This window comes from Chryseobacterium vrystaatense (assembly GCF_000737765.1).
In the GTDB taxonomy this organism is placed as follows: domain Bacteria; phylum Bacteroidota; class Bacteroidia; order Flavobacteriales; family Weeksellaceae; genus Chryseobacterium; species Chryseobacterium vrystaatense.
The window spans coordinates 169,165-193,001 of sequence record NZ_JPRI01000001.1; the positions used below are offsets into that span (position 1 = coordinate 169,165).

General features: G+C 36.5%; 15 protein-coding genes. 5 read left to right on the forward strand and 10 right to left on the reverse strand.

The features are described from left to right. Positions 1–25: 25 nt before the first annotated feature. The 3 genes from IW16_RS00755 to IW16_RS00765 all read right to left on the reverse strand — a co-directional run bounded on the left by IW16_RS00755 (position 26) and on the right by IW16_RS00765 (position 5,503). Complete coding sequence (locus tag IW16_RS00755) at positions 26–1,705, reverse strand: hypothetical protein (RefSeq protein ID WP_131327816.1); 1,680 nt, start codon at positions 1,703–1,705, stop codon at positions 26–28. Between the two features lie 109 nt (positions 1,706–1,814). Further along, positions 1,815–2,435: a response regulator gene (locus tag IW16_RS00760; RefSeq protein ID WP_034738719.1), complete on the reverse strand. Its 621-nt coding sequence runs from the start codon at positions 2,433–2,435 to the stop codon at positions 1,815–1,817. Positions 2,436–2,485: 50 nt separating this feature from the next. Next, on the reverse strand, positions 2,486–5,503 hold the full coding sequence (locus IW16_RS00765) for a sensor histidine kinase (RefSeq protein ID WP_084694472.1): 3,018 nt from the start codon (positions 5,501–5,503) through the stop codon (positions 2,486–2,488). A 276-nt stretch (positions 5,504–5,779) separates the two neighbouring features. On the opposite strand from IW16_RS00765, the gene IW16_RS00770 reads away from it, so the two are divergent. Together IW16_RS00770 and IW16_RS00775 are read left to right on the forward strand one after the other, a co-directional pair. Then, positions 5,780–8,035, forward strand: coding sequence for an outer membrane beta-barrel family protein (locus IW16_RS00770; RefSeq protein ID WP_034738723.1), 2,256 nt, complete (start codon positions 5,780–5,782; stop codon positions 8,033–8,035). A gap of 70 nt (positions 8,036–8,105) precedes the next feature. Continuing rightward, entirely contained in the window at positions 8,106–10,391 is a 2,286-nt protein-coding gene (locus IW16_RS00775) for an outer membrane beta-barrel family protein (RefSeq protein WP_034738725.1), read from the forward strand. Between the two features lie 90 nt (positions 10,392–10,481). On the opposite strand, the gene IW16_RS00780 is transcribed toward IW16_RS00775, so the two are convergent. Then, the gene (locus IW16_RS00780; RefSeq protein WP_034738729.1) at positions 10,482–12,815 is read right to left on the reverse strand and encodes a TonB-dependent siderophore receptor; all 2,334 of its coding nucleotides are present in this window, start codon (positions 12,813–12,815) and stop codon (positions 10,482–10,484) included. Between the two features lie 230 nt (positions 12,816–13,045). Here IW16_RS00780 and IW16_RS00785 point away from each other — a divergent pair, with 230 nt between their 5' ends. Then, positions 13,046–13,906 carry an alpha/beta hydrolase gene (locus IW16_RS00785; protein WP_034738730.1) on the forward strand — a complete coding sequence of 287 codons (861 nt, stop codon included), beginning with the start codon at positions 13,046–13,048 and terminating at the stop codon, positions 13,904–13,906. A gap of 31 nt (positions 13,907–13,937) precedes the next feature. Here IW16_RS00785 and IW16_RS00790 read toward each other — a convergent pair whose 3' ends face one another. From IW16_RS00790 to IW16_RS00800, 3 genes are all read right to left on the reverse strand, one after another. Beyond that, on the reverse strand, positions 13,938–15,692 hold the full coding sequence (locus IW16_RS00790) for a discoidin domain-containing protein (RefSeq protein ID WP_034740422.1): 1,755 nt from the start codon (positions 15,690–15,692) through the stop codon (positions 13,938–13,940). Between the two features lie 136 nt (positions 15,693–15,828). After that, on the reverse strand, positions 15,829–16,752 hold the full coding sequence (gene ctlX / locus IW16_RS00795) for a citrulline utilization hydrolase CtlX (RefSeq protein WP_034738733.1): 924 nt from the start codon (positions 16,750–16,752) through the stop codon (positions 15,829–15,831). An 87-nt stretch (positions 16,753–16,839) separates the two neighbouring features. Next, complete coding sequence (locus IW16_RS00800; RefSeq protein WP_034738735.1) at positions 16,840–17,754, reverse strand: dimethylarginine dimethylaminohydrolase family protein; 915 nt, start codon at positions 17,752–17,754, stop codon at positions 16,840–16,842. 313 nt (positions 17,755–18,067) lie between these two features. On the opposite strand from IW16_RS00800, the gene IW16_RS26485 reads away from it, so the two are divergent. After that, on the forward strand, positions 18,068–18,235 hold the full coding sequence (locus IW16_RS26485) for a hypothetical protein (protein WP_165571942.1): 168 nt from the start codon (positions 18,068–18,070) through the stop codon (positions 18,233–18,235). Between the two features lie 44 nt (positions 18,236–18,279). Here the strand turns inward: IW16_RS26485 and IW16_RS00805 are convergent, their stop codons facing one another. Next, positions 18,280–20,643 (reverse strand): TonB-dependent receptor domain-containing protein, encoded by a 2,364-nt coding sequence (locus tag IW16_RS00805; protein ID WP_084694473.1) that lies wholly within the window; start codon positions 20,641–20,643, stop codon positions 18,280–18,282. 80 nt (positions 20,644–20,723) lie between these two features. After that, positions 20,724–21,824 carry a helix-turn-helix domain-containing protein gene (locus IW16_RS00810; RefSeq protein ID WP_228376891.1) on the reverse strand — a complete coding sequence of 367 codons (1,101 nt, stop codon included), beginning with the start codon at positions 21,822–21,824 and terminating at the stop codon, positions 20,724–20,726. A gap of 207 nt (positions 21,825–22,031) precedes the next feature. On the opposite strand from IW16_RS00810, the gene IW16_RS00815 reads away from it, so the two are divergent. Next, on the forward strand, positions 22,032–22,478 hold the full coding sequence (locus IW16_RS00815; RefSeq protein WP_034738737.1) for a hypothetical protein: 447 nt from the start codon (positions 22,032–22,034) through the stop codon (positions 22,476–22,478). A gap of 61 nt (positions 22,479–22,539) precedes the next feature. On the opposite strand, the gene IW16_RS00820 is transcribed toward IW16_RS00815, so the two are convergent. After that, the gene (locus IW16_RS00820; RefSeq protein WP_034738739.1) at positions 22,540–23,826 is read right to left on the reverse strand and encodes a citrate synthase; all 1,287 of its coding nucleotides are present in this window, start codon (positions 23,824–23,826) and stop codon (positions 22,540–22,542) included. Between the last annotated feature and the right edge of the window lie 11 nt (positions 23,827–23,837).

The following is a 23,837-nucleotide window of genomic DNA, read 5'->3' on the forward strand; positions in this document are numbered from 1 at the left end:
TCTCATCATTATTACAAACAGGCCTTTATTCTATTATCTTTATACCCGGTATCACCTGGGCCGGTAATTTGGGTCCCAACTCTTTACAACCAAATTTGACAGAGTATTTATATGCTGGTAAGCCATTAACAGTGGATGAAGCTACCGGCAGATTGGTGTTGCTGACTACTGAAATATCAACGGGCATCGTATAGCATCCTGTGAATCCATTCTGCACAAAATTTTCATAAGCCACAGCTCCTCCAGCAGATACTATTTTCAATTTTGCATTGACTACTGTTCCTGTCATTTTAAATCTGACCTGCCCTGTGAGTACTTCTTTATGCGGATTACCCGGTGCCACAACAAATTTCGTACAACAGACAGGAGCTACCGTAATATTTCCGGAGGATTGAGGTGTAGCCCCTTCTACAATCACGGTAAAGCAGCCTATGGAACAGGTCGTACCAGAGTATGGGCATTTGACATTGATACAAATGGTATTTACTCCTAACTTCAGACTTGAAAAGGGAATTAATCTTCCTGAGGAATTCTGTCCGTTAGTATGGGTATATGGGTTTCCTGCCGGACTTACCGCAGCCGGAATTCCATTGGTAAGAATAGTTATGATGGAAGCCCAGATCCCTGTATTCAGTGAATTATATGGATGTGGTGAAGCTTCAACTCTTAAGAATCTGGTGGAATTTCCGGGATCGTATGGGATTGTCAAAGTACCTCCCGGGTTAATGGACGGACCGCTTACATTAGGAAATTGCACAGAGGCAGTCGGTGAACTTACACAAACACAGCTACTGCTTGATTTAGATTGGGGGTCATCAGCAATTTCACGGTTGCTGTATTCCTTTTTCGAAAGAATACTGAAGATTATTCCTACATTCATCCCAAGTGCATTGAATCTATTTTTAGTGTCTACGGTTTCATATTTTCCGGCCATCATTTGATCAATACTGTAAAAGCCTTCACTATTCGGAACCCCGTTGGGCTTGAAAACCGTAGTACTGCTTTTTACATTAGGCCCGGCCAAATAACTCCCTTCGACAAAAAAACCAATTCTTCCGGGAAAATAAGACAACCTCAGTTTTGGAATAACTCCCAAGCCATCTGTTTTGGATATTACTCTTTTCGAAGTCTCAAAACTTCGGGTCTGTCCATTGACACTTGAAGTCTGAACAGCAGTAAACTGGCTTTCCTTTGAACTGATGTAGGCAAGATTAACAATAGGTGACAGGGTAAATTTACTGAAGGAAAAATTAGCCTGCGGTCCCACTTCTCCTATAAAACCATTTTGTCTGCTTCCATTATCTATCTCTGTTTTAAGTGAAGGAGGAACAGACTGTCCAGCGATACGGTAAACTGGACCTTCGGGGTTATATTCTTTTTTCATTCCGAACAAGCCGGCACCTCCGTTCAAACCCAATGATACATAATTTGTTTCTGAACTGTTTAATTTAAAAACAGGAACATACAAATTAATATTTCCATTAAATCCATTTTCTATATGGTTCTCATTTCCGTACGTATTTCCCGGAAACAGTCTCCCTCCCCCTGCTGAGATCAAAAGATTTCCTCCAGGGTTTTTGCCACCTTTCACGATGACACCTTTGATGGGCTGTCCAGGTCTCGCATCCTGTGCACCGGCCGTCCCTAAAAATAGCATGCATAAAAAGACTATGGTCTTTCTCATAAAAGTAAAATTGCTTTTCATAATATTTTGTTTTTAGAATTGTTTCTCAAAATTCATTTAAAACAAAACATAAAAAAATCCCTAATTGTAGGGATGCATCAAAAGAGGATTAAGGGAAATCCCCGGGATTTTACTCCTTTATATTTTTAAAATACCATGAGACAGCTTCCCCCAAAGACGAAACATGAAGTTTGTTGTAAATATGTTTGATATGAGTATTTACAGTAGAATAGCTTATCTCTAATTGATCTGCAATCATTTTATAGCTTAGCCCATCTGACAATAGTTTTAGGACTTCGTGTTCTTTTTGAGTCAGAAGTTTTTGTTGTGCTGTAGGCTGGAAATATTCCAGGACACGTTTTGCAATCGCTGGATTCATAAATGCTCCGCCTTCATAGATCTCTTCTATTGCCTGGAGTATTCTTCTTGGATTATCACTTTTTAAAATATAGCCGCTAGCACCTCCTGAAATGGAGCGAAATACTTTCTCACTGTCATCAAAAGCAGTCTGTACCAAAACATTAATATGGGGAAATTTTGACTTAATGATTTTCAGGCCTGCAATTCCATCTACTACAGGCATATTGATATCCATTAAGACAATATCCGGCTGGTACTTTTCCATTTCTGCTTCTACATGCTCACAGTTGAGTGCTTCTCCGATGTATTTCATATTTTCTGAAAGCTCAATAAGAATTTTCATGCTTTGCAGGCGTTCCTGGCTGTCGTCGTAGGCAAATATCTTGATCATGGTATGGTACTGCTAGATTGGTTCAAAGTTAGGCTCTTGCTGAGCTGTCATCAATCCCTAAATTTAGGGATAAGGATTTTGATGGTGGTTCCGTTTTCTGATTCCAGGTCAAAAATTCCATTCATTTCCTGGGTTCTTTTTTTCATGTTTCCAATGCCATTTCCTTTTATCTCAGATGGATCGAATCCTGTTCCGTTATCTTTGATCTGAAGAATATGACTGTTCTCATTTTTTTTGAGATCTATAGAAACTTCATCGGCTCTGCTATACTTTAAAACATTATTTAAAGCTTCTTTTGTAATGAGAATGATATTTTTCTTAATGCTGAAATCTACAATTTCACTGTCAATACTTTCGTCAATATTTATTTTATAATTAATATCGGAATTTCCAAGAATTTCGCTGGCAATATTCCTTATTCTGGTGGAAAGTGTCATGAGAGAATCTTTATTGGACTTTAAGCTCCACACGATGTCACTCATATTTTCTGAAAGTTTTCGGGACTGGACTTCAATATTCCTAAGGACTTTTTGGGCATCCTCTATTTTTTGTTTGTCAATCAATTCTCCGGCAACCATTGAATTGATCTGGAGACTGCTTAATGTCGAGCCAATATCATCATGAAGGTCTGCCGTGATTTTATTTCTCTGGGATTCCAAAGCCATCTTTTCTTTAAATTCATTTTTCTGCTTGATAAATTCCCACCGGCTGACCGCCAAAATCAATATTCCGGAAAATAAACTTCCTAGAATAATCCAGAACAAGAATGTCTGGTAGAACACCTTATGAATATTTAATTTTATTATTTTCTGAGCTAAAACTTTGCCCGTAAATTTATCCGTAATCCCAAACTCGATATTATAGGTTCCAGGGGCTAAACTTGTCAGGTTAAGTGGCGCTCTTCTGGACATTTTTTTCCATGTTTGATCAATATTTTTAATCCTGTACATCATGCTTCTCTGTGAACCGTGCTCCAGATCTTTGATCAATGCTTTTATGGAAATATTATTTTCATCATATTTAAGATCAAGCTCATTTAAAGAGTTAATTCCATTCGGGCTCACATAGCGTTTGTTATTGATCAAAACCTCATCAATATAGATCTCAGGACGGTAAAAGGAGCTTAGTTTTAAGGGTGGTTTGAAATAATTAAATCCTTTTACTCCTCCAAAATACAGAACTCCATCTGACGTTTTGAGAAAGCCGCGGTTATTAAAATCCCAATACTGAATCCCATCTTCTTTATCATAATTGGAGATGATGTGGGTTTGGGTATCGATGCTCGACAGTCCTCTCTGATGGCTGCACCACAGTTTCCCGAAATCGTCCAGCAAAATTCCGTAGATATACGTTCCTGCGAGACCATTATTGCTGTCAAATATTTTCATGGTTTTAAAATCTTTATCCAAAAGATAAACTCCCTGGTTGGTTCCTACCCAATACTGCCTGTATTTTTTATCTTCCTGAATATAAAAACTCTGTACTTTCGGAAGAATTCTTCCGATTGTTTTATATTTATTTTGTCCTTCTATTTTTACTAACATCATATCCCGGTTCAGGTAGCTTACTGCTATTCTGTTATCACTCAAAATATTAATGTAAAAAGGATTCTGATCCGGAATGGTGTTTATTTTTTCAAATTTTCTGGTCGTTTTATTTAAAAGGTATAACCCTGTAGAGAAAGAAAATACAGAAGGTGAGTCAGGAAAATTGATCATATGCTGATGTTTCCCCATCGTCTCCTGATCATAAGTATAGCTGTCTTTTTGTTTTAAATTCTTATCAAAAACAACAATTATGGATTCCCTGTCACCTATTTTATTTTCAAACATCCATAATTCTTCAGTATAGGGGTTGCCGTAACTTTTACCTCTGGAATTGTTATAATAGCTTCTTCTGTCTGAAGCAAATTTTTTAACTGAAAAATTTTCGGGATCGAAAACAGTAGCAGAATTGATCAACATTTTCCTGTCCGCCAGTTCGGTAATATCTGAAACTCCAGTTGTTTTAAAAGCCTGCATCAGAGGACCTGTACCATCTATCGTATTTTTCAGCATTGCTCCCCGGAAATCTATGATAACTTCACCCTGACCATCATCGCAAACCCACAGTCTTCCAATATTATCAAACTGGAAATTAAAAGCCCTCTCAAAACCTGTATGAAAAACAGTTCTTTGCTTGAGCAGCTTATCAAAAATAAAAAGAGTACTGACGCTCTTAAAGGCAATTTTATCGTCTTTAACTGTAATACCTCCAATACGTTTAAGAAATTTTAGATGCTGTTCAGTTTGCTGATAATTATTTTTCAGGATGATTAAGCCATGATTTGTAGTACCAAGATAAAGAGCATCCTCTTTTTTATCATATGCAGCAGACTGAAAAATCACAGAAGAATCGGCTATCAGTTTACGGGAAGGAATATTTATTTTCCCTGAATCCAGATTATAAGTGATTATTTCTTTTGTACCGATGAAACATATATTCCGGTTTGTATCCAAAAAAGGCATTCTGAAATAAAAAACATTACCATCGTTATCATAGATATGAACTGACTTTAAATGTTGTATTGGAATTTGAGCTTCCAGCTTTATCTTTTTGGCAGTTACATCAAAGCTTACCAACTGATAGTCTTCATTAAATATCCAAATCTTTCCATCTGCAAAACCTATAGGAACAGCCGTTTTATTTTTGGAATACTTCTTATAAATATCAATTAAGGTGAACTCATCAAGCTGGTAATTATAAACATACAGACCTCTTGTACTTCCGATATACAAATGCTTTCCGTCTTCTGCAAAACCATATCCCTGCTGCAGTGCCGGGCAGTTTCTGAAAAAATATTTGAGATTATAAACTTTAACCGATGAACCATCATAGCGGTTGAGCGCATCGTTGCAGGTAAGCCATACAAAACCTTTATGGTCTTCAAACCAGAAATAATTAGAGCCCTGCGAAAGTCCGTCGTCCTGTGTAATTTTTGTCACAGAATAGTTCCCCATATTTTGTGAACTCATTTTTGCACAGCTATAGAATGCTATGAAGATGCAGAGTTTTAATAGGAATTTCATGATTTGTAGTTTAAAATAAAGTTAGTCTTTTTTTAATTATTTAAGAAAATTCTTCTTTGAATGTAACATTTAACTTTCCTTAATTGTCTAATTAGGTAGAAAGTTAAAAGAAGTTGAATTTTTAATATGAAATTTTAATAACTGATAATCAGTTAGTTAAATTTAATTTAAAAACATTTTAAGTACTTTGTATTGCATGATACTATTTTTATTATATATCTTTGTAATGTTAAATAATCATCCATACAAGCTATTAACAACTAAAAAATAATAATCATGAAAACTCAGATTCTAATTGCCGCCATATTTTTCAGCGGACTTGCAGCTGCCCAGCAGACAAAAGATACTCTGAAAGTAAAAAATATTGAAGCTGTCAATATCAAGAAACAGGTTTTCAAAAAACAAAGCGACCGTTTCATCTATGACGTAGCCTCTTCTCCTATTGCAAAGGGAACGAATACGTTCAATCTTTTGAAACAAACCCCGATGATTTCCAGTATAGATGGAAAATCTCTGAAAATCATGGGAAAATCTGATGTGGTCATCTACATCAACAATAAAAAAACAAATATGGATGCTGAAGCATTGATCGAAATGCTGAAGGGAACTCCATCTGAAGACATCCAGAAAATTGAAGTGATTACAACACCGGGAAGTGAATTTCAGGTAGAATCCAATGAAGGGGTCATCAATATTGTGATGAAAAAGAAGAAAAATGACGGTTATAACGGAACGCTTAAAATGAATAATGAGCAGGCTTACTATAATAATCCTTCTGCCGGTGCTTCATTTAATTTCAGAAAAAATAAATGGTCGGTCAATTCCAATTTCAATACGGGAAGCTGGACGGACAGAGAAAGATATACTTTATCCAACGGAAATTCCACTTCCAGAAACGAGTCTTTTGGATATACTTCTGATCCAAACAAGAATGTGGGAGGAAGCGTCAATATTGATTATGAGCTTAGTAAGAATCACAGTTTAGGATTTACCTACAACATGAGATATAATAAAAGCTTCAACTCTATTCTTGATGTAACGAACTGGGAAAACGGCAGCCTTGTAAACAACACAGTAAATAATGAAAATGCACAGACCAGAAATCATTCTTTTAATTTGAATTATGAAGTAAAAACGGATTCTATCGGAAGTAAGCTTACCTCTAATGTTTCTTATTTATGGTTCAACAGAGATAAGGTGAGTATCAATGAAAGTTTTCCATTAAATACTGATCCCAAAAATGAGTATAGCGCACTACAACAGTCGGTTCCCCAGATCATCAATAATTATGCTGCGAACATCGACTATCTGAAGAAAACTTCCAAAGGTAATACATGGTTAATGGGAATAAGCTACAACCACACCAATACGGATAACGACACCAGACAGGATAAGATCGTAAACAACATGCTTATCAATGATGTCCGCCAAACCAATCATTTCATTTATAAGGAAAGAATCATGGGACTGTATCTTACTTATGAAAGAAAACTGAGTGAAAAGTTTTCAGGAAAAGTGGGAGCCCGCTATGAGATGACAAGAAGTAACGGGGAGATTCTTGGAAAAACAAATATTGACAGAAATTACAATAATCTCCTGCCTTACCTTAATTTAAATTACGCTATTAATTCTGATCACAACCTTACCTATAGTTTCTCCAGCAGAATCAGAAGACCAAGATTCTGGGAACTGAATCCTTCAAGAACTTACTTTACTCTGAATAATTATACACAGAATAACCCATTCGTACTGGCTTCTAAGTTTTACAACCAGGAAATCAGCTATATGTACAAGAATGCATTTTTTGCGAATCTGAGTTTCAATTATGTTGAAGACGCTTCCAATCAGGTACCTCTTCAGGGGAAAGTAACCGGGCCCAAAAAAGATGAAAACGGAAATATTATTTATGATTCTAATGGAAACATGGAAATGGTTACCACAAAATTCTTAAGATACATCAGAACCAACTATGGCAACAACAAGCAATTTGGACTGACTTTAGGAATGAACAAATCATGGTTCAAAGAAATCTGGACAACGAATTATTCGGTGAATTTCGGATACAATATCTACAGCGGACAGGTTTTGGAAGACCCTACATCTGTTCCGGATCCGCTATATACAGAGGAACTTGAACCTTATATCATCAATTTCAAAAACTTTAATGTTTCAGGAAATATCAACAATACCATTCGCCTTTCTTCAAATAAGGACTGGTTCTTAGGAGTCAATTATTATTATGGCAGCAAAGTGAAAATTGAAAGCGGAACCCTGGGCGTAAGACAGAGTTTTGATGTCAGCTTAAAAAAGATCATGGGCAACTGGACCTTTGTAGCAGAAGTATATGATGTATTCAATCAGAATTACAATCGTATACAGGGGGTACAACCCAACGGAAGCTACAATAATATAGTCAACTTTGAGTATCCACGACTTCTTAACATCGGAGTAACGTACAACTTCGGAAACCAGAAACTGAAAAAGGCAAGGGAAATAAAATCTGCCAACGATGCAATAAAATCAAGGACCTAAGTCTACCACAAAAAATAAAAACAACTACACAACCACAACCGTCCACAACGGTACTTAAATAAGAATAATCATGAAAAAGATAATTATACTGGCAGCCGCTATCTCAGGAATTGTAGTTTTTGCTCAGGAAAAGAAATCCGATACGGTAAAAGCCAAATCCATCGAGGGAATCACCATTACAAAGCAGGTATTTAAAAAACAGAGCGATCGTTTTGTATATGACGTTGCAGCTTCACCTGTTGCAAAAGGAAACACTACGTTCGACCTGTTGAAACAAACTCCCCTTCTTTCCTCAACAGACGACAAGACCTTAAAAATAGCCGGGAAAAATAATGCTCTGATCTACATCAATGGAAGAAAAACCAATATGGATGCAGAATCTTTGGTACAGCTACTGAAAAGCACCCCAGCAGAAAACATCCAGAAAATTGAAGTCATTACCGTTCCGGGCAGTGAATATCAGGTAGAATCTTCAGATGGGATCATCAACATCGTGATGAAGAAAAAACTGAGTGACGGACTGAACGGAAATATGAGGATGAGTAATATGCAGAATAAATTCAATGGTTCCAGTGCCTCTCTTTCTATCAACTACAGAAAAGATAAGCTGGGAATCAGTGGTAATATTTTTTCAGGAGAAAATATTCAGGCTCAATCTTATGTTTTACGAAACGGAAACGATATGTCTTCTAATGAATCTGTTGGTGACATCATTGATCCGAATAAAAACCTTGGAGGATACCTTAATTTCGATTATCAACTGACGGATAACAGTAATTTAGCACTTACCTGGAATTCCTGGTATAATAAAAGTTATAATTCTACTGTTGATTTATTTAATTCAATACGGTCTTTTGACACAAAAGAGAATGCCTATATTACAAGTTATACGAATTCCCGAAATAGGGAAGATGCCAAATCTTATAATAATTCAGTCAATTTAAATTATGAATGGAAAACAGATTCTCTGGGAAGTAAATTAAATATTAATGCAGCCTACCTGAACTACAGAAGATTTCAGTTTACCGATAATAAAACGTTCATTGCTGATCAATATGGAAATGATATCAGACTTGCCCAAACAGTCTACCAGGATCTTCCTCAGATCATTAATAATGTTTCGGGAACTGTAGATTATATCAAAAAGTTTGAAAAAGATCTCACTGTTTCAGTGGGTGCCAACTACAACAAAACAAAAACAGACAACGATACAAAATATGATACTTACAGAGAAGGAGCAGCTGTTGTTTTCAATCCTAATCATTTTGTTTATGACGAGAATATCTACGGATTATATTTAACGGTAGAAAAGAAACTTTCCGACAAGTTCTCAGGTAAAATCGGTGCCAGATATGAGATTACGAACAGTTTAGGAACCTCTGACAATACCCAGAATCCTGAATATCAAAATATCAAAAGAAGTTACAATAATTTCCTTCCTTATTTAAGCTTCAACTATGCCATCAACGATAAGAATAATATTTCTTATTCATTTTCAAGCAGAATGAGAAGACCAAGTTTCTGGGAAATCAATCCGGTAAGAAATATTTTAACTGAGGATAATTATACACAGAACAATCCCTTTGTAAAGGCATCTTCTACTTATAATCAGGAATTTACCTATATGTTTAAAAGCTCTTATTTCCTGATTTTAAATCATTCATTTTTCAAGGATCAAATCACCCAGGTTCCATTACAGAGAGATATATTAAAGGAAAGACTGGATGATCAGGGAAAGCCAATTCTAGGACCAAACGGGAAACCTATCATGGATAGTTATAAACAACTTCGATACATCCGTACAAATTTCGGTGACAAGCAGGAAATGTCAGCTATGCTGGGAGTTCAAAAAACATTCTTCAAACAATATCTGACGACTAATTTCAATATTGGAGTTCAGTACAATATAAACAATGGCAGTTTGAGTGTAGACCCAACTTCTGGAGATGTATTTCCAATATATGAAAACAAAAGAAAATCTGCCAGTATGATCATTCAAACCAACAACACGATCAGATTAGACAAAAAGAAAACCTGGTTCCTGGGCGTCAACTATTTTTATGTAGATAAGCAGCAGATCGAATTGGGAATGTTGAAAAACCTGATGAGTTTAGATTTAAGTATCAAGAAGAACTGGAATGACTGGACTTTCTCTCTTAATGTAACGGATGTTTTGAAAACCAATGTTGTAGAAATTGAAGATTATCAAGCCAATGGAAATTATAACTATGTAAAAAATGATCAGTTCAGACGTGGAATGACGTTCAGTATTGTTTACAACTTCGGAAATCAGAAAGTAAAAAAAGTAAGAGACATCGAAGGGGCATCAGATGCCATCAAGAGCAGAACAAGATAAGAGACTATCTTTCTTCATATTAACTATTTTTGTGGTAACCCGCCGGAAAGTCCGGCGGGTTTTTATTGATGATTGATGAACTTATATTTTTTAAAATTTGTACGCAATACTTCCCAAAACCTGTGTAGGATTTTGTGGCGTTAATCTTACAGACCAGGTTTTTTCATTCGTTAGATTATTAACTTTGATTCCTGCTCTGAAGTTTTTGTGATCATAAAATAAGGTTGCATCTAAAGTAGTGTATGCAGGAATAATCACTTTAGCAGTCGTTGTATTGGTCTGGAAAGAATGATTTCCTTTATTTCCACCGAAACCTATTCCCAAACCTTTCAGTTGACCATTCGTAATCTGGTAGCTCATCCAAAGATTATACTGGTTGGAAGGTCCTGAAAGTGCAGGCCGCAAGCCGTCTACCTTAGCATCAGCTTTTGTCATTTTGCTGTTGTTGTAAGCATATCCTGCAATGATATTAAACCCTTTTAAAGGATTGGCGGTAAATTCCACTTCAAAACCTTTGCTTCTCTGACCTCCGTCCTGAATAGAAAACAAAGGATTAACAGGATCCTGACGCACCATATTTTTAACATCAATATCATAATAACTGATTGTTCCAACAAGTTTGTGCCCGAACAGATCTCCTTTCACTCCAAATTCCTTTTGGTTGGCCTGCTCAGGTTTAAAAGTATTTCCGGAGATATCAGATCCTCCTTTATTGGTAAATCCGTTCATATAATTTCCGAAAACTGAAACTTTATCCTTGATCACTTCATACACCAATCCGAATTTCGGAGAAAAGTTGGTCTGCCAATAATCACCTGTTGTGATATTCTGAGCAATATTAGTAACTCCCATATTCTGATAACGGTCTGCTCTTAAACTTACCATTGCCAGAAAACGATCCGTAATATTGAAAACATCCGATACATATACGGCATAGCTATTGTCTCCGTTCTTCTCAATTCTTGGAGTTCCTGATGCAGCAAGGTTATTGATCGCATCCTGATTAACAGCATAAGGTGCAGTTCCTGTAAAATCGAAAGGAGCCCCGTTTACCGTTACTCTGTCAAAACTGTTTGCATTGTTGTAATAATCCAAACCCACGATCATTCTGTTTCGGTGTCCCAAAATCTGGAAATCACCAATGAAGTTCTGCTGGATATTGGTTGCAATGAAATTGGTATTTCCTTTCATTACCTGTAAACGTGCTGTCGTATCGGAAGTTCCATTGATAGCGGTGATATATCCGTCGATGGTAGATTTTGCACGGGATACAAGAGTCTGTGAAGTCCAGCTGTCAGAGATTTTATAGTTCATCTGGGCAAAAATATTCATCATTTCTGTTTCATATGGAATGCCATTGCTTCCGAAGAGTCTGTTGTAAGGAAATCCCATATCTGCGATGGACTGCACTTTATTACTCCCAAGGAAAGGGTTGAATCTTACCACAGAGGTCGCTTTCTCATGCCCGTATTCAATATCGAACAAAAGTGAAAGTCTGTCATTGATCTGATAGGAAATAGAGGGAGCAATAGAAATTGCGTTGCTGAAGCCCAGATCCTGGAAACTTTTTTGAAAAGTAGCTGCCCCATTCAATCTGAAAAGCACTGTTTTGTCCTTATTGACTGGTGTATTCACATCTGCCGTAAATCTATTGTAATTCCAACTTCCTGCCGTAAAAGATACTTCACCTCCAAAACCGTTGAAAGGTTTCTTCGTTACTCTGTTAAACAAACCTCCGTACGTCGAAAGATTAGAACCAAATAATGTAGCAGAAGGGCCTTTGATAGCCTCAATCTTTTCAAGGTTGGCAGGATCAATCGTGGTGTAAGCAAAACCTGAAATACCGTTTCTCACCATCGGTTCTGTTGTAAATCCACGGGAAAGGAAAGTCACACGTCCCTGATTGGCCAGCATTGGGATCCCCGCACCTGGAATATTTTTGGAAATACTTCCCAGATTCACCGCAATCTGCTCCTGGATCAGTTCTTTAGGAACGCTGATGTAAACCTGTGGCGTTTCTATATTTTTTAAAGGAAGTTTAGAGACATATGGACTTTCCTTTTTAGAAAACTTATTGATATTACTTGAAAGTGTAATTTCCTGTATGGCAGAGATATTTTCTTTTTCGAGTTGATAATTCACCACAGCAGGTGCATTCTGCAGCACCTTGACTTCGATGGTTTTCTCTGCTGAACCAATCACCTGGATCTTGATATGATAATCACCGTCAGTCAGATGTTCAAAACTGAATTTCCCATCCTGGTCTGTAAGGGTATGCTTATTGATTTCTACCAGTTCTACGGTTGCTTCACGGAGTACTTCCCCGTTATGTTGTTTCAGAACACCGGATATATTCCCCGAGTTCTGGGCAAAAGCCCATGCTAAACCTCCAAAAAGGAAGACTGCTGTGGTTATAGATTTCATTCAGTAAATTTTTTCAGATGCAAATCTATTGCTTTATTTATACTAAGTAAAAATAATAATTCCCTTTATTGATTAAAATCATATGGAGAATAAATTCGAATAACTCTAAAAGTTTGATTATAATATTTGAATTGCTATTCAAAATATAACTCACATACAATATGGAAATTATGGTTTATATTTCTTATCTTAAATTCAGAAAAGTCTAATCTTTAAATGATATTCTACTGATGAAAAATAATATGATTAATGTTATCAAATGCCTGATTGCTGTGCTCCTTATTTTCAGCTGCAACGAAAAGAAAGTGACACTGGGGAAAGACATCAGTTTTGAAAAAGAAGACAATATAAAATACGGAGATGATTCCGAACAGGTCATGGATCTTTACATACCTCATCAGGAACCTTTAAAAAAGAAAGATGCTTTCATCATTATCCATGGTGGCGGTTGGCGTGGTGGAGATAAATCGCACCTTACTTTCTTTACGCTTTCAATGATGCAGAGGTTTCCTGATCATATTTTTGTGAATATCAATTACAGGCTTGCCACCTCAGCGCTTCCAGGAATCCCGAATCAAACAGATGATATTGACCAGGCGATTAAATATCTAGAGAAAAAACTGAAATACAATCCAAGACTTATTCTTCTGGGCAACAGTGCCGGTGCGCACTTATCCATGCTTTATGCCTATCATTTCGATCATAACAAAAGAGTAAAAGCAGTCGTTGATATTGTAGGACCTTCCGACCTTTCAGACCCAGGTTTTGAAAGATATGAAGATTATTCATTTGTTAAAAACTATCTTGTTGATCCCAGGACTGTAATTCCCGGAATGTCTACAACATCATTTGCAAGTCCGATCAGTTGGGTAGATTCTGCTTCTGCTCCCACCCTCTCCTATTATGGAAACAGGGATCAGGTAGTTCCTTTATCTCAAAAAAGAAGACTGGATTCTGTTCTGATCCAAAATAAGGTAAGACATGAAAGCTATGAATTCAATGGAGGACATCTGGATTGGGATAAAGCTCCGAATGATCAATTCCTGATCGGTAAAATTTCTGACTTTTTGAAACAGTCTGACAAAAAATAAACGCTCTGAAATTTCAAAGCGTTTAATATATTTATTCAGATTTTGCAGTTTCTGTTCTTTCTGACATTCCATTGGCGTTGAACGCTTCGATCTGGAAATAATAAGCATCTGCTCTATCTGCTCCAGTGAAAAAATATTCATTTTTTCCGTACACCATAATACTTCCATATAGCTTATCGGGAGATTTTCCCCAATAAATCACATATCCATCTGCATCCTGGTTCTGCTGCCACTTCATCCAGATGCTTCTTCTTTCACCGAATTTTTTAGGTTCGGATCGCAAAGGTACAAAGCCTTCCACTTTTTTGGGCTTTTCTCCGGCTCCCTTTCCAAATACTCTGAAACCACTTAAAGCAAATTTCCCGGTAGGCATTTTGAGGTTTTCCATTTTAAGGAATCTTGCCTGAACCGGTTTTTCAAGTTCTATATAATCGTGAGGCACATCTTTGGTATTCTTGCTTTTATCCACAACGACTTTCCATTTTTTCCCATCGTCTGATCCATAGATTTTATACTGATGCATTTTGCCAAGTGTTTTTCCCATAAATTCAGCATCCTGATCGGCATAGTTAATTTGGATCGCATTGATTGTTGAAACTTCTCCCAGATCGGTCTGAAACCATTCTCCTGAATTGCCTGTTTTTGCACTCCAGTACGTTTTGATATCTTCATCTACCGCTAAGTTCGGCTGATACCCACCTAAAGTAGAAGAAACCTGAACGGGCTTATTGTAATTCAACAGCATCCATCCTGCAAAAAGTCCTTTTGAAAAATCTTTACCCTGCGCATACTGTGGAAGAAATGTCGGATAGTCTCCATACGCTGTATTCGTGTACATGACATCATCTTTATCAAATCCTGCCGGCCAGATTCCGAGCCTTCTTTCAAAATTATTTTTAGTGGAAATAAAGATGGTTGAAATATGCCACCAGTTTTTATAATTATCTTCAAAAGTAGCTCCATGTCCTGCCCCTCTTGCAAAACCTCCCGGTTTATAAGAAAAAGGATTGTGTTGTTGGTATTCAAAACCTTCCAGCGGATTTTTGCTCACATAGACTCCATCAGAATACCCGCTGAATTCAGTGGCGGGAGCACCATACTGCATGTAATATTTCCCGTTGTGTTTCGTCATCCAGGCTCCTTCTACAAAGGGTTGAAGAAATACATTATCATTATATTCTCCAAATCTTTCCCAACCGTGGTCCTCCGGCTTAAGCCTGATAATTGGTTTTGTAAAACCTTCCGACTGCAGGGTTTTTACTTTTACTTCGGTTCCCAATAATGGCCATTCGTTGCTGGATCCCCAGTAGAGATACAATTTGTTTTTATCTTCATCGTAATGGAATGCCGGATCCCAGGCACCAACTTTTAAAGTATCGACAGCAATTTTCCAATCGTCTTTTGTAGGATTCGTACTTTTCCAGATTGGAAAATCCTGTTCCCAGGTAGATCCGTAAACATAGAGGGTATCTTTCATCGCCCAGACTGCCGGAGCATTCAGGTCATGGATATACTTATTGTCTCTCAGAAACTTTCTTTTCACAAATTTCCAGTCGAGCATATCATCGCTGTACCAGTATCCTTCCTGGTTGGTAGAGAAAAGGAATAATTTATTTTTAAAATTAACGATCACAGGATCAGCTGTTGCACGGTGTTTTCCCTGTTTTGAAAAAACTTCGAAAGGAGTATAGCCATAATCGATGTTAATAGGGTTACAGAACGTTTTCTGCTGGGCACCTACGAATATCCCAAACAGAACAGCGAATGCTAAAAAATACTGCTGCATCTTCATAATTTTTGCTTAAGAAACAAATTTAGTTAACTTTTTTGTCTTTTGTCTCAATTTGAACAAATCAAACAAATCAAAAAAAATCCGGCCTTGAAACAAAGCCGGAAATATATTTTAATAGAATCTTATCCATCTATTTTTTGGGAAGGAAAACCTCAGCAAGCATACATCTTGCACTTCCGCCTCCATTCACTTCGATGGTATTTAAATCTGAGTAAATGATCTCACAGTATTTCTCAATAGCGGCAATCTGTTCAGGATCTAAAGACTGATAAGCAGTCTGGCTCATCACCAAAAATTTCTGCCCGTCATTATTCTGAACCTGAAGCATATTTCCGGCAAACTGCTGCATTTGCTCTTCTGAAATTTCAATGATTTCTTTTCCTGAATTTTTGATGGTTTCAATTACCTTTTCTCTTTCCAGCTCGTCATCGATACAGTCTAAACAAATCACTACAAATTGATCAGCTACGCACATCATAACGTTGGTATGATAGATAGGAAGTCTTTCTGTTCCTACCGTTTGATAAGAATGGAATACAATTGGAGTATAACCGTATTTTTCACAGAACTCTCTGAATAATCGTTCATCTAACCTTAAAGAAACTGAACCGTAAGCGATTTTGTTGTCATGGTCGAAGATCATACTTCCTGTACCTTCAAGAAAATGTCCCTGAGTTTCTGAAAATGACCAGTCATCAATTTCAGCCACTTCAAATCCCTGACTTTTTATGGTTTCAAGGATATCCTCTCTCCTTTCCACTCTTCTATTGGAAGCGAACATCGGGTATAAAACTACTTTTCCGTCTTTGTGGAAACTTACCCAGTTATTTGGAAAAATGGAATCCGGAGTATGTGGATCCAATGTATCCTTTATGGTAATCACATTCACTCCTTTGTTTCTCAGTTTTCCAACGAAACTGTTGAATTCTGCCAAAGCCTTAGATTGAATATCAGAACCTTTCTGTTCAACCTGAAAATAATTGTTTTCCGCTGTTTCAGCGTTGTAGCCGAATGCAATCGGCTCTATCATTAATACGGTATCTGTTGTTTGCATTGTTTAAAATTTAAAAATTTAAATGATTGAAAGATTAAAGGATTCAGACATTGTACCTTTCAGCAAATCATCTCATCCTCACACCATCTACTCTCTCACCAAAGGCATTGTAGAGCATCTCAACAATCCTCCCATTTTAGAGATTTCTCTGTAAGGAATTTCTTCTACCGTCATTCCCCACTCGTTTCTCAGGTGGTTGTTCATTCTTGTGAATGTTTTGTCTGATACAATAACGTCCGGAGAAATGGAGAAAATATTCGGGAACATTTCAAACATTTCTTCATCATTGAGATGGAAACAGTTTTCTTCTCCGAAAATATCAATGATCAGTCTGTAATCGCTTTCATCTACAAAGCCGTTCTTATAAATAAGACATTTATCTTTTCCCACCGGGTTGAAAGTACAGTCCAGATGTAGAATTCCCTCAAAAGGAATTTTATCATTTTTCTTTAATTCCAGATCAATAATTCTTTTCTTCGGAAAATACTCTTTTAGAATTTCAATGGCGTATTCGTTGGTTCTCGCCGTTTTATAGTTTCGGTAATCTTCGCTGAAGCATGTTCCTATAAAAAGGAAATCGTCCCATACAATGACATCTCCACCTTCAATATGTGCAGTCTCCGGAAGATTGATGATTTTTCTCCAGGCAACTTTTTCAAAAACTTTTTTATATGCCTCCTGCTCATCAGCTCTGTCCGCGATCACGTTTGAGATGATCATTTTATCGTCAATCACAAAAGCTACATCTCTTGAAAAAACCTGATTGTAATCTTTGATAATGCTTGGACGCAATACCTCAACATCGTATTTTTTAAGTACTGCTTCAAAAGCATTCATTTCGTTGACGATATCCTCTTCTTTAGGATACATATTGTGTTCGATGGAGTAATATGATTTGGCATCATAGCTCTCCTCTAGTGTGGGAACAGATCCCATTGAATTAGGCTGGCCTAGAACTACTGATTTCAGCCTGCCCGTTTCGTTTTTAATGTTTAGTCTCATAAAGATTTATGCAATACTACAAATATAAGTAAAGGTCTCTATCTGGAAAACTTTTGATTTGTTTTATCCATCAAATTTGATTTTAAAATTATTTATCTGTCAAAACTGAGTTCTTTATTTCTGTATAAAATGCCAAATCTGAATAAACACGAACACATCACCTCCTGTACCATTCATCTACAACTGACTATTTATCATCTACATAAGAAATAAAAAAAAGTAAATACTGTTAAACAAATTCATATCTTAGTGATATAATTTCAATGGAATTATCATTTTAAAATTTAATTATTAACATCAAAAAATCAAAATCATGAACAAGAAAAATCCGGTGCTGAAAAATGCACAAAAATTAGGAAGAGAGCAACAGAAATCCGTTATGGGAGGAGCTATTCCTCCAGGAAACAGAAGATGCTGTGAGTGGGATGAAGTTACAGGAAAATGCTATATCTGGACTTGTGACAGATGTATGTGTCCATAAAATGAATAAGAGCCTGCCTGATCAAACAGGCAGGTTTTTCTTTTTTATCTCGCCCTGTTCTCTTCTTCTGTCTTCTGGATCTCTTTAACCTGATATTTTGAACTTCCAAAGCTGTACCCTACAGACAGGATTAAACGACTACTGTCCCACCAATGAGTTAAGCGGTTGTCCATAATCTGTTTATGTCTGAACTCGAGACTCTGATCATAAGAATCAAACATATTGTTGTAGCTGATCTTTGTATTAAGTTTACTGTCAAACCATGATTTCTGCAAGGATAGGTCAACGGTATATCTTGGTTTTATAATGTACAGACTGTTTCCTGTTTTGGACTCATAGTTTGCAAAAAGATTGAGGGTATATCCTTTTTGCAAAGTGAAAACCTGATTGACTCTCACTTCATAGTTATATACTTTTAAAGCAAATATCTCATCAAGATAGGGCCTGAACTCATCATTATAATAGCCTGCAACCTGTCCTGTGATATTCCACCATTTTGCTACTTTCACGGGAAAACTTGTTTCTAAATAAGCAAATTTCCGATAAGGAAGATTGGTTCCCAGATATTCCAGTACATTGGTTTTAGGATTATAAAGCGGATATCTTACCAGCACATCTTTTTCTTTTCCGACCGTAAAGCTCGTTACCCAATTTTTATATCGGTAGGTAAGTTTCATCTGACTGGTGAAAGAGGGTTGCAGATAAGGATTCCCAATCCAGTAATTCAGCGGACTGAAATAAAACCGGAACGGATTAAGTTGTGAAAACACAGGTCTTGTGATCTTTCTGCTGTAAGATAATGACAATTCATTAGATTTATTAAAGGTATATGTTGTGCTGAAGGATGGTAACCATTCCAGATAATTTCTTGATACCACCGAATCTTTAGTAACAGCATCTGAAATACTTTGTGTATTCTCAAACCGCAGTCCTGCATTCACCTGAAGCTTTCCGAATTTCTGTCTGTAAGATACATAACCGGCCCAAATTTTCTCTTTGTAAGAAAACATATTGCTCCGCTCCGGATCAAATACAAAACGATCATTTACAGAGAGCGTGTCATAGCGGATATTATTGTTGGTATCTGAATAACTGTATTTCATCCCGGCCTCAAGGTCTGCATTACCCATCTTTTGTGAAACATCAATCTGGGCTGTCTGGATGTCAATTTTATTAAGCAGATCGGATTTCCAATAGGATAAAAGCTGAGATGTAGGTTTATCCCTGTTTATAAAATCATCTTTCTGCATATTTTTAACGGAAAGATAATTGCCTAAAAAGTTGAGTTTAAAACCCTTATTTTGAAATGAATAATCTGCGGTTATCCCATAATTTTTCTGTGAATATTCTGTGGGATTTTCGCTTTCGGTGTTAAAAATCAGCTGCGATTCATCTTTGTTTGTTGTATAAAGTGAGCCTGAACGGATCCTGTCACTGGTTCTGAAATTCCCTCTGACACTAATGCCCAATCTATTTTTATCATTCATCCGGAAATCTGCTCCGGTCTGAATGCTGTACACATTCCCCTCATCTTCCTGATACGTATTGGTTCGCATCACATTGGTGTTTGCCAGCTTTTGTAAGGCATTATACTGATAGGTAGAAATTCCATTATTATAGCTGGTCTGCAGGCTGTAAGCCATTTTTTCCGTATTGTAAGATAGGTTTAAAGCATTTTCTCTATAGCTGAACTTATTAGCATAGGCATTTCCATTGTAATTCCCTTTCCAGCCCAGGTTTCCATTTCTTTTAAGTTTGATGTCAATGATTCCTTTAAATTCTGCATCATATTTTGAAGAAGGGTTGGCATTTACTTCAATAGATTCTACCATTTCAGGAGGGAGTGCACGAAGATAAGCCTGCAGTTCCTGGCTGCTCATCGTAATGGGTTTTCCATCAATAAAAACAGCGGGAGTAATTCTTCCACCCACAAAAATACCGCCTTCCTGGTCTATGGAGACACCGGGAGTTTTTCTTAATACTTCAAGAAGATTGGCAGATGTTTTAAAGTCTTTATTACCTGAAACATTCATCACCATATTCCCATCATTGAGTTTAATACTTCTGGATACTGAACGGATCACTACTTCTGCAATAGTTTCTGCTGAAGGTTTTAACTCAATCAAAAAAAGATCTTCGGTTTTATCAAATTCTTTAGTTTCGTATTCTTTTTTCTGAATGACAAAGTAAGATTGATCAGTACTATTATTAAACTGGAAAACTCCTAAAGAATCTGTCAGAATTTTTTTAATAATCTGCCGGTCAGATTTATTTAGTATTGAAATTTCAGCCTTAGAAATGGCGATCTTCGTCTCTGAATCCAAGACTTTACCTGTTACCGTTTCCTGAGCTTTTCCCAAAAAGGAAAGAAATAAGAGGATGAGTAAACCCCACAATTTGATCTTCATAAATTTTAAATTTTATGAAATCAAAAGTACCTTTCTATTGTAAAAATAAGGTTTTGAAGTTTAAATTCCGCAGTACGAAATTATAATTCTGAACTCTGAAACCTGGCTTCAGCAGGCATTTGAGACTGTTTATAAAGAAGAGGAGTGGTATTTTTAATTTTTTTGAATGTGGAAAAGAAGGTAGACTTAGAATTGAAACCAACTTCATATCCTATTTCTTCGATCTTCAGAAAGGAACCATTTTCTATTTGCTCACAAGCTTCGCTGATTCTGTATTCATTGATATAAGTAGCAAAACTTTTCCCAAGATTGTCATTCAGCAATTGGGAAAGCTGATGGGCAGATATATTCATCTTAGCAGCAAGGTCACCTAATTTAAGATTTGGATTTTTGTATAACTCCTCGGAATCCATGAATCTTTCAAGTCTGGAAACAAAACTTTCTGCAAGGTCTCCAGAGATCTTTTTATTGGTATACTTAGGAATGTCTTTTAACGGAGTTTGCTCCTCCTTTTTATTGAACAGAATTAAAAAATTAGTGTACAAGACAAATGAGAACACAAGACTTCCGCCTGCACAGTAAATTTGCACCCATCCCGTAGAAATTAACTGATAGGCCAGGAAAATGACCACATTACTTACAAGTACCGGAAGAATAAACTTATTAGAGTTTCTGGCTGTCTGCTTTGAGAAAATATAATATTGGTAAACCGAAAGCAGAACAAATACTGACCAAACTGTATAAATAAAGGTTCCAAAATACATGTCCCAGGTTATCGGAAAGAACAAATACACCAATCCAACGGCTCCAAGAATCAACGTAAGAATACCAAAAGAAGTTCTGCACTGTTTTAAATCAAATTCTTCCCGCAAAAAAGATGATCTGATGTAGTAATATAAAGCCGGGCCTGTAAAAAACAATGCTGACATTCCAAGATGCGGAATAATTCTCGGCAAGTCTGGATAAAAGTACATGCAAACTGAAATCCCTACTCTGGTGCTTAAAGTCAGTAAAATTAAGCCCAGAAAGAAATCAGGAATGTGTTTGATTTTTTTAATAAACAGAAAATAAATCCCAAGCAGTAACCCATTGAAGGCTCCTACCGCACTGAAGAAAAATAACATCTGCTGTCCGAAAGTCATGGTAATTGTTTTATAGTTTTGAAGTAAGATCCAATCCATTTTAAAGCTCGCTTAAAAGCTATTCTTTGAAACGAACCTTAATATGTTTATTTAAACAATAAAAAAACATCAGTTATCCCTAAGTCAAAACCGATTGAAAGTGATTAACTTATGGAAGTAAATTTAGTGAAAATATTGTTTTCGAACTGATATAATATATAAAAAATACATGTCCATTTTTTTGTACTTTCGTCTATATCAAAATCAATGAAAAAATCAGATCAATCTCTCTGTAATATCTGTATCTCCTCGATAAAAAGAAAGACAATGAAACCTTATGATTTCAAATGGACTCAATTTTTTGATTTAGATTCCAATCCTGAATTACTCTTCCAAACCTTCCCGATAGACTTTGCAGAAGAAGAGTTGATTATTTGTTCAACCCTGATCGATCCTGACCATTACAGTATTCTAACAACCCGAAAACTTATAACTAAAAACAATGGAATTGTTGAATCCGGAAGCCTGATTAATGCAAAAAATAAATGGTATGGGGAATTTAAAAGCAAAACGGAATTGTATACTTTAGATGAAGTGGAGCTATCTACAGGGAAAAGATTAAGCTATTTTGTAGAAACTGGAAGGGCATCAATGATTATGATTTATGGGGTAAGAACTTTTGTTTTTCTCAGTCAGGATTTAATTTCGAAATAATCATTTAAAATAAAAAATCCCAAAGCAAGCTTTGGGATTTTGATTATGATAAAAACAGAGATTATCTGTTTGCAATATCAATATAGTTTCTTTGCTGAGCACCTTGGTAAACCTGTCTTGGTCTTCCGATAGGATCTCCTTTCATTCTCATTTCTTTCCACTGAGAAATCCATCCCGGAAGTCTTCCCAATGCAAACATTACGGTGAACATTTCTGTAGGAATTCCTAACGCTCTGTAGATGATACCTGAATAGAAGTCAACGTTTGGATATAGTTTTCTTTCTACGAAGTATTCGTCTTCAAGCGCTACTTTTTCCAACTGCATAGCAATGTCAAGAGCTTTATCCTGAATTCCTAATGCGCTAAGGATATCATCAGCTGCTTTTTTAATGATTTTCGCTCTTGGGTCAAAGTTTTTGTACACTCTGTGTCCAAAGCCCATTAGACGGAAGTTATCATTTTTATCTTTAGCTTTTGCTACCCATTTGTTAACGTCTCCACCATCTTTTTCGATCAATTCAAGCATTTCGATTACAGCCTGGTTTGCTCCTCCGTGAAGAGGACCCCAAAGTGCAGAAACACCCGCAGAAATAGAAGCGAAAAGACCTGTGTGAGCAGAACCTACCATTCTTACTGTAGAAGTAGAACAGTTTTGCTCGTGGTCAGCGTGAAGGATTAATAATTTATCAAGAGCATCTACAATTACCGGATTTACTTCAAAATCTTCGTTTGGTAATCTGAATGCCATTTTGTAGAAGTTCTCTACGTAGTTCAGGTTGTTATCTCCGTGGTTAAGCGGAAGCCCCTGAGTTTTTCTGTATGTCCATGCGCAAAGGTGAGAGAATTTAGCAATCATCAATTCTGCTGCGTGGTCCATTTCTTCTTTAGAGTTTACGTTAACAGCTTTAGGGTTAAAGGCAGTTAAAGCGGAAGTTAAAGAAGATAAAACTCCCATAGGGTGAGCAGAACGAGGGAAAGCATCGATGATTTTTTTCATCTCCTCTGCTATAAAGTTATATTTTTTGATGTTGTTGTTGAAAGAACCGAATTGCTCCTGAGTAGGTAATTCACCATTTAATAAAAGGTACATTACTTCTGTGAAGTTTGATTTCTCAGCAATCTGCTCGATTGGATAACCTCTGTAGAATAATTCTCCTTTATCTCCGTCTAAGTAAGTGATGTCGCTAAGGGTAGCTCCGGTGTTTTTGTAACCTAAATCCAGAGTGATTAAACCTGTCTGGTCTCTTAATTTCGAAATATCAATCCCTCTGTCTCCGATAGTACTATCCACGATTGGATATTCATATGAATTACCGTCATAATTCAATATTACTTTGTTGTCTGACATTTATTTATTTT

Coding starts and splice junctions, on each gene's coding strand:
- IW16_RS00755 (WP_131327816.1), bottom strand. CDS start 1,705: ATGAAAAGCAATTTTACTTTTATGAGAAAGACCATAGTCTTTTTATGC.
- IW16_RS00760 (WP_034738719.1), bottom strand. CDS start 2,435: ATGATCAAGATATTTGCCTACGACGACAGCCAGGAACGCCTGCAAAGC.
- IW16_RS00765 (WP_084694472.1), bottom strand. CDS start 5,503: ATGAAATTCCTATTAAAACTCTGCATCTTCATAGCATTCTATAGCTGT.
- IW16_RS00770 (WP_034738723.1), top strand. CDS start 5,780: ATGAAAACTCAGATTCTAATTGCCGCCATATTTTTCAGCGGACTTGCA.
- IW16_RS00775 (WP_034738725.1), top strand. CDS start 8,106: ATGAAAAAGATAATTATACTGGCAGCCGCTATCTCAGGAATTGTAGTT.
- IW16_RS00780 (WP_034738729.1), bottom strand. CDS start 12,815: ATGAAATCTATAACCACAGCAGTCTTCCTTTTTGGAGGTTTAGCATGG.
- IW16_RS00785 (WP_034738730.1), top strand. CDS start 13,046: ATGAAAAATAATATGATTAATGTTATCAAATGCCTGATTGCTGTGCTC.
- IW16_RS00790 (WP_034740422.1), bottom strand. CDS start 15,692: ATGCAGCAGTATTTTTTAGCATTCGCTGTTCTGTTTGGGATATTCGTA.
- ctlX (WP_034738733.1), bottom strand. CDS start 16,752: ATGCAAACAACAGATACCGTATTAATGATAGAGCCGATTGCATTCGGC.
- IW16_RS00800 (WP_034738735.1), bottom strand. CDS start 17,754: ATGAGACTAAACATTAAAAACGAAACGGGCAGGCTGAAATCAGTAGTT.
- IW16_RS26485 (WP_165571942.1), top strand. CDS start 18,068: ATGAACAAGAAAAATCCGGTGCTGAAAAATGCACAAAAATTAGGAAGA.
- IW16_RS00805 (WP_084694473.1), bottom strand. CDS start 20,643: ATGAAGATCAAATTGTGGGGTTTACTCATCCTCTTATTTCTTTCCTTT.
- IW16_RS00810 (WP_228376891.1), bottom strand. CDS start 21,824: ATGGATTGGATCTTACTTCAAAACTATAAAACAATTACCATGACTTTC.
- IW16_RS00815 (WP_034738737.1), top strand. CDS start 22,032: ATGAAAAAATCAGATCAATCTCTCTGTAATATCTGTATCTCCTCGATA.
- IW16_RS00820 (WP_034738739.1), bottom strand. CDS start 23,826: ATGTCAGACAACAAAGTAATATTGAATTATGACGGTAATTCATATGAA.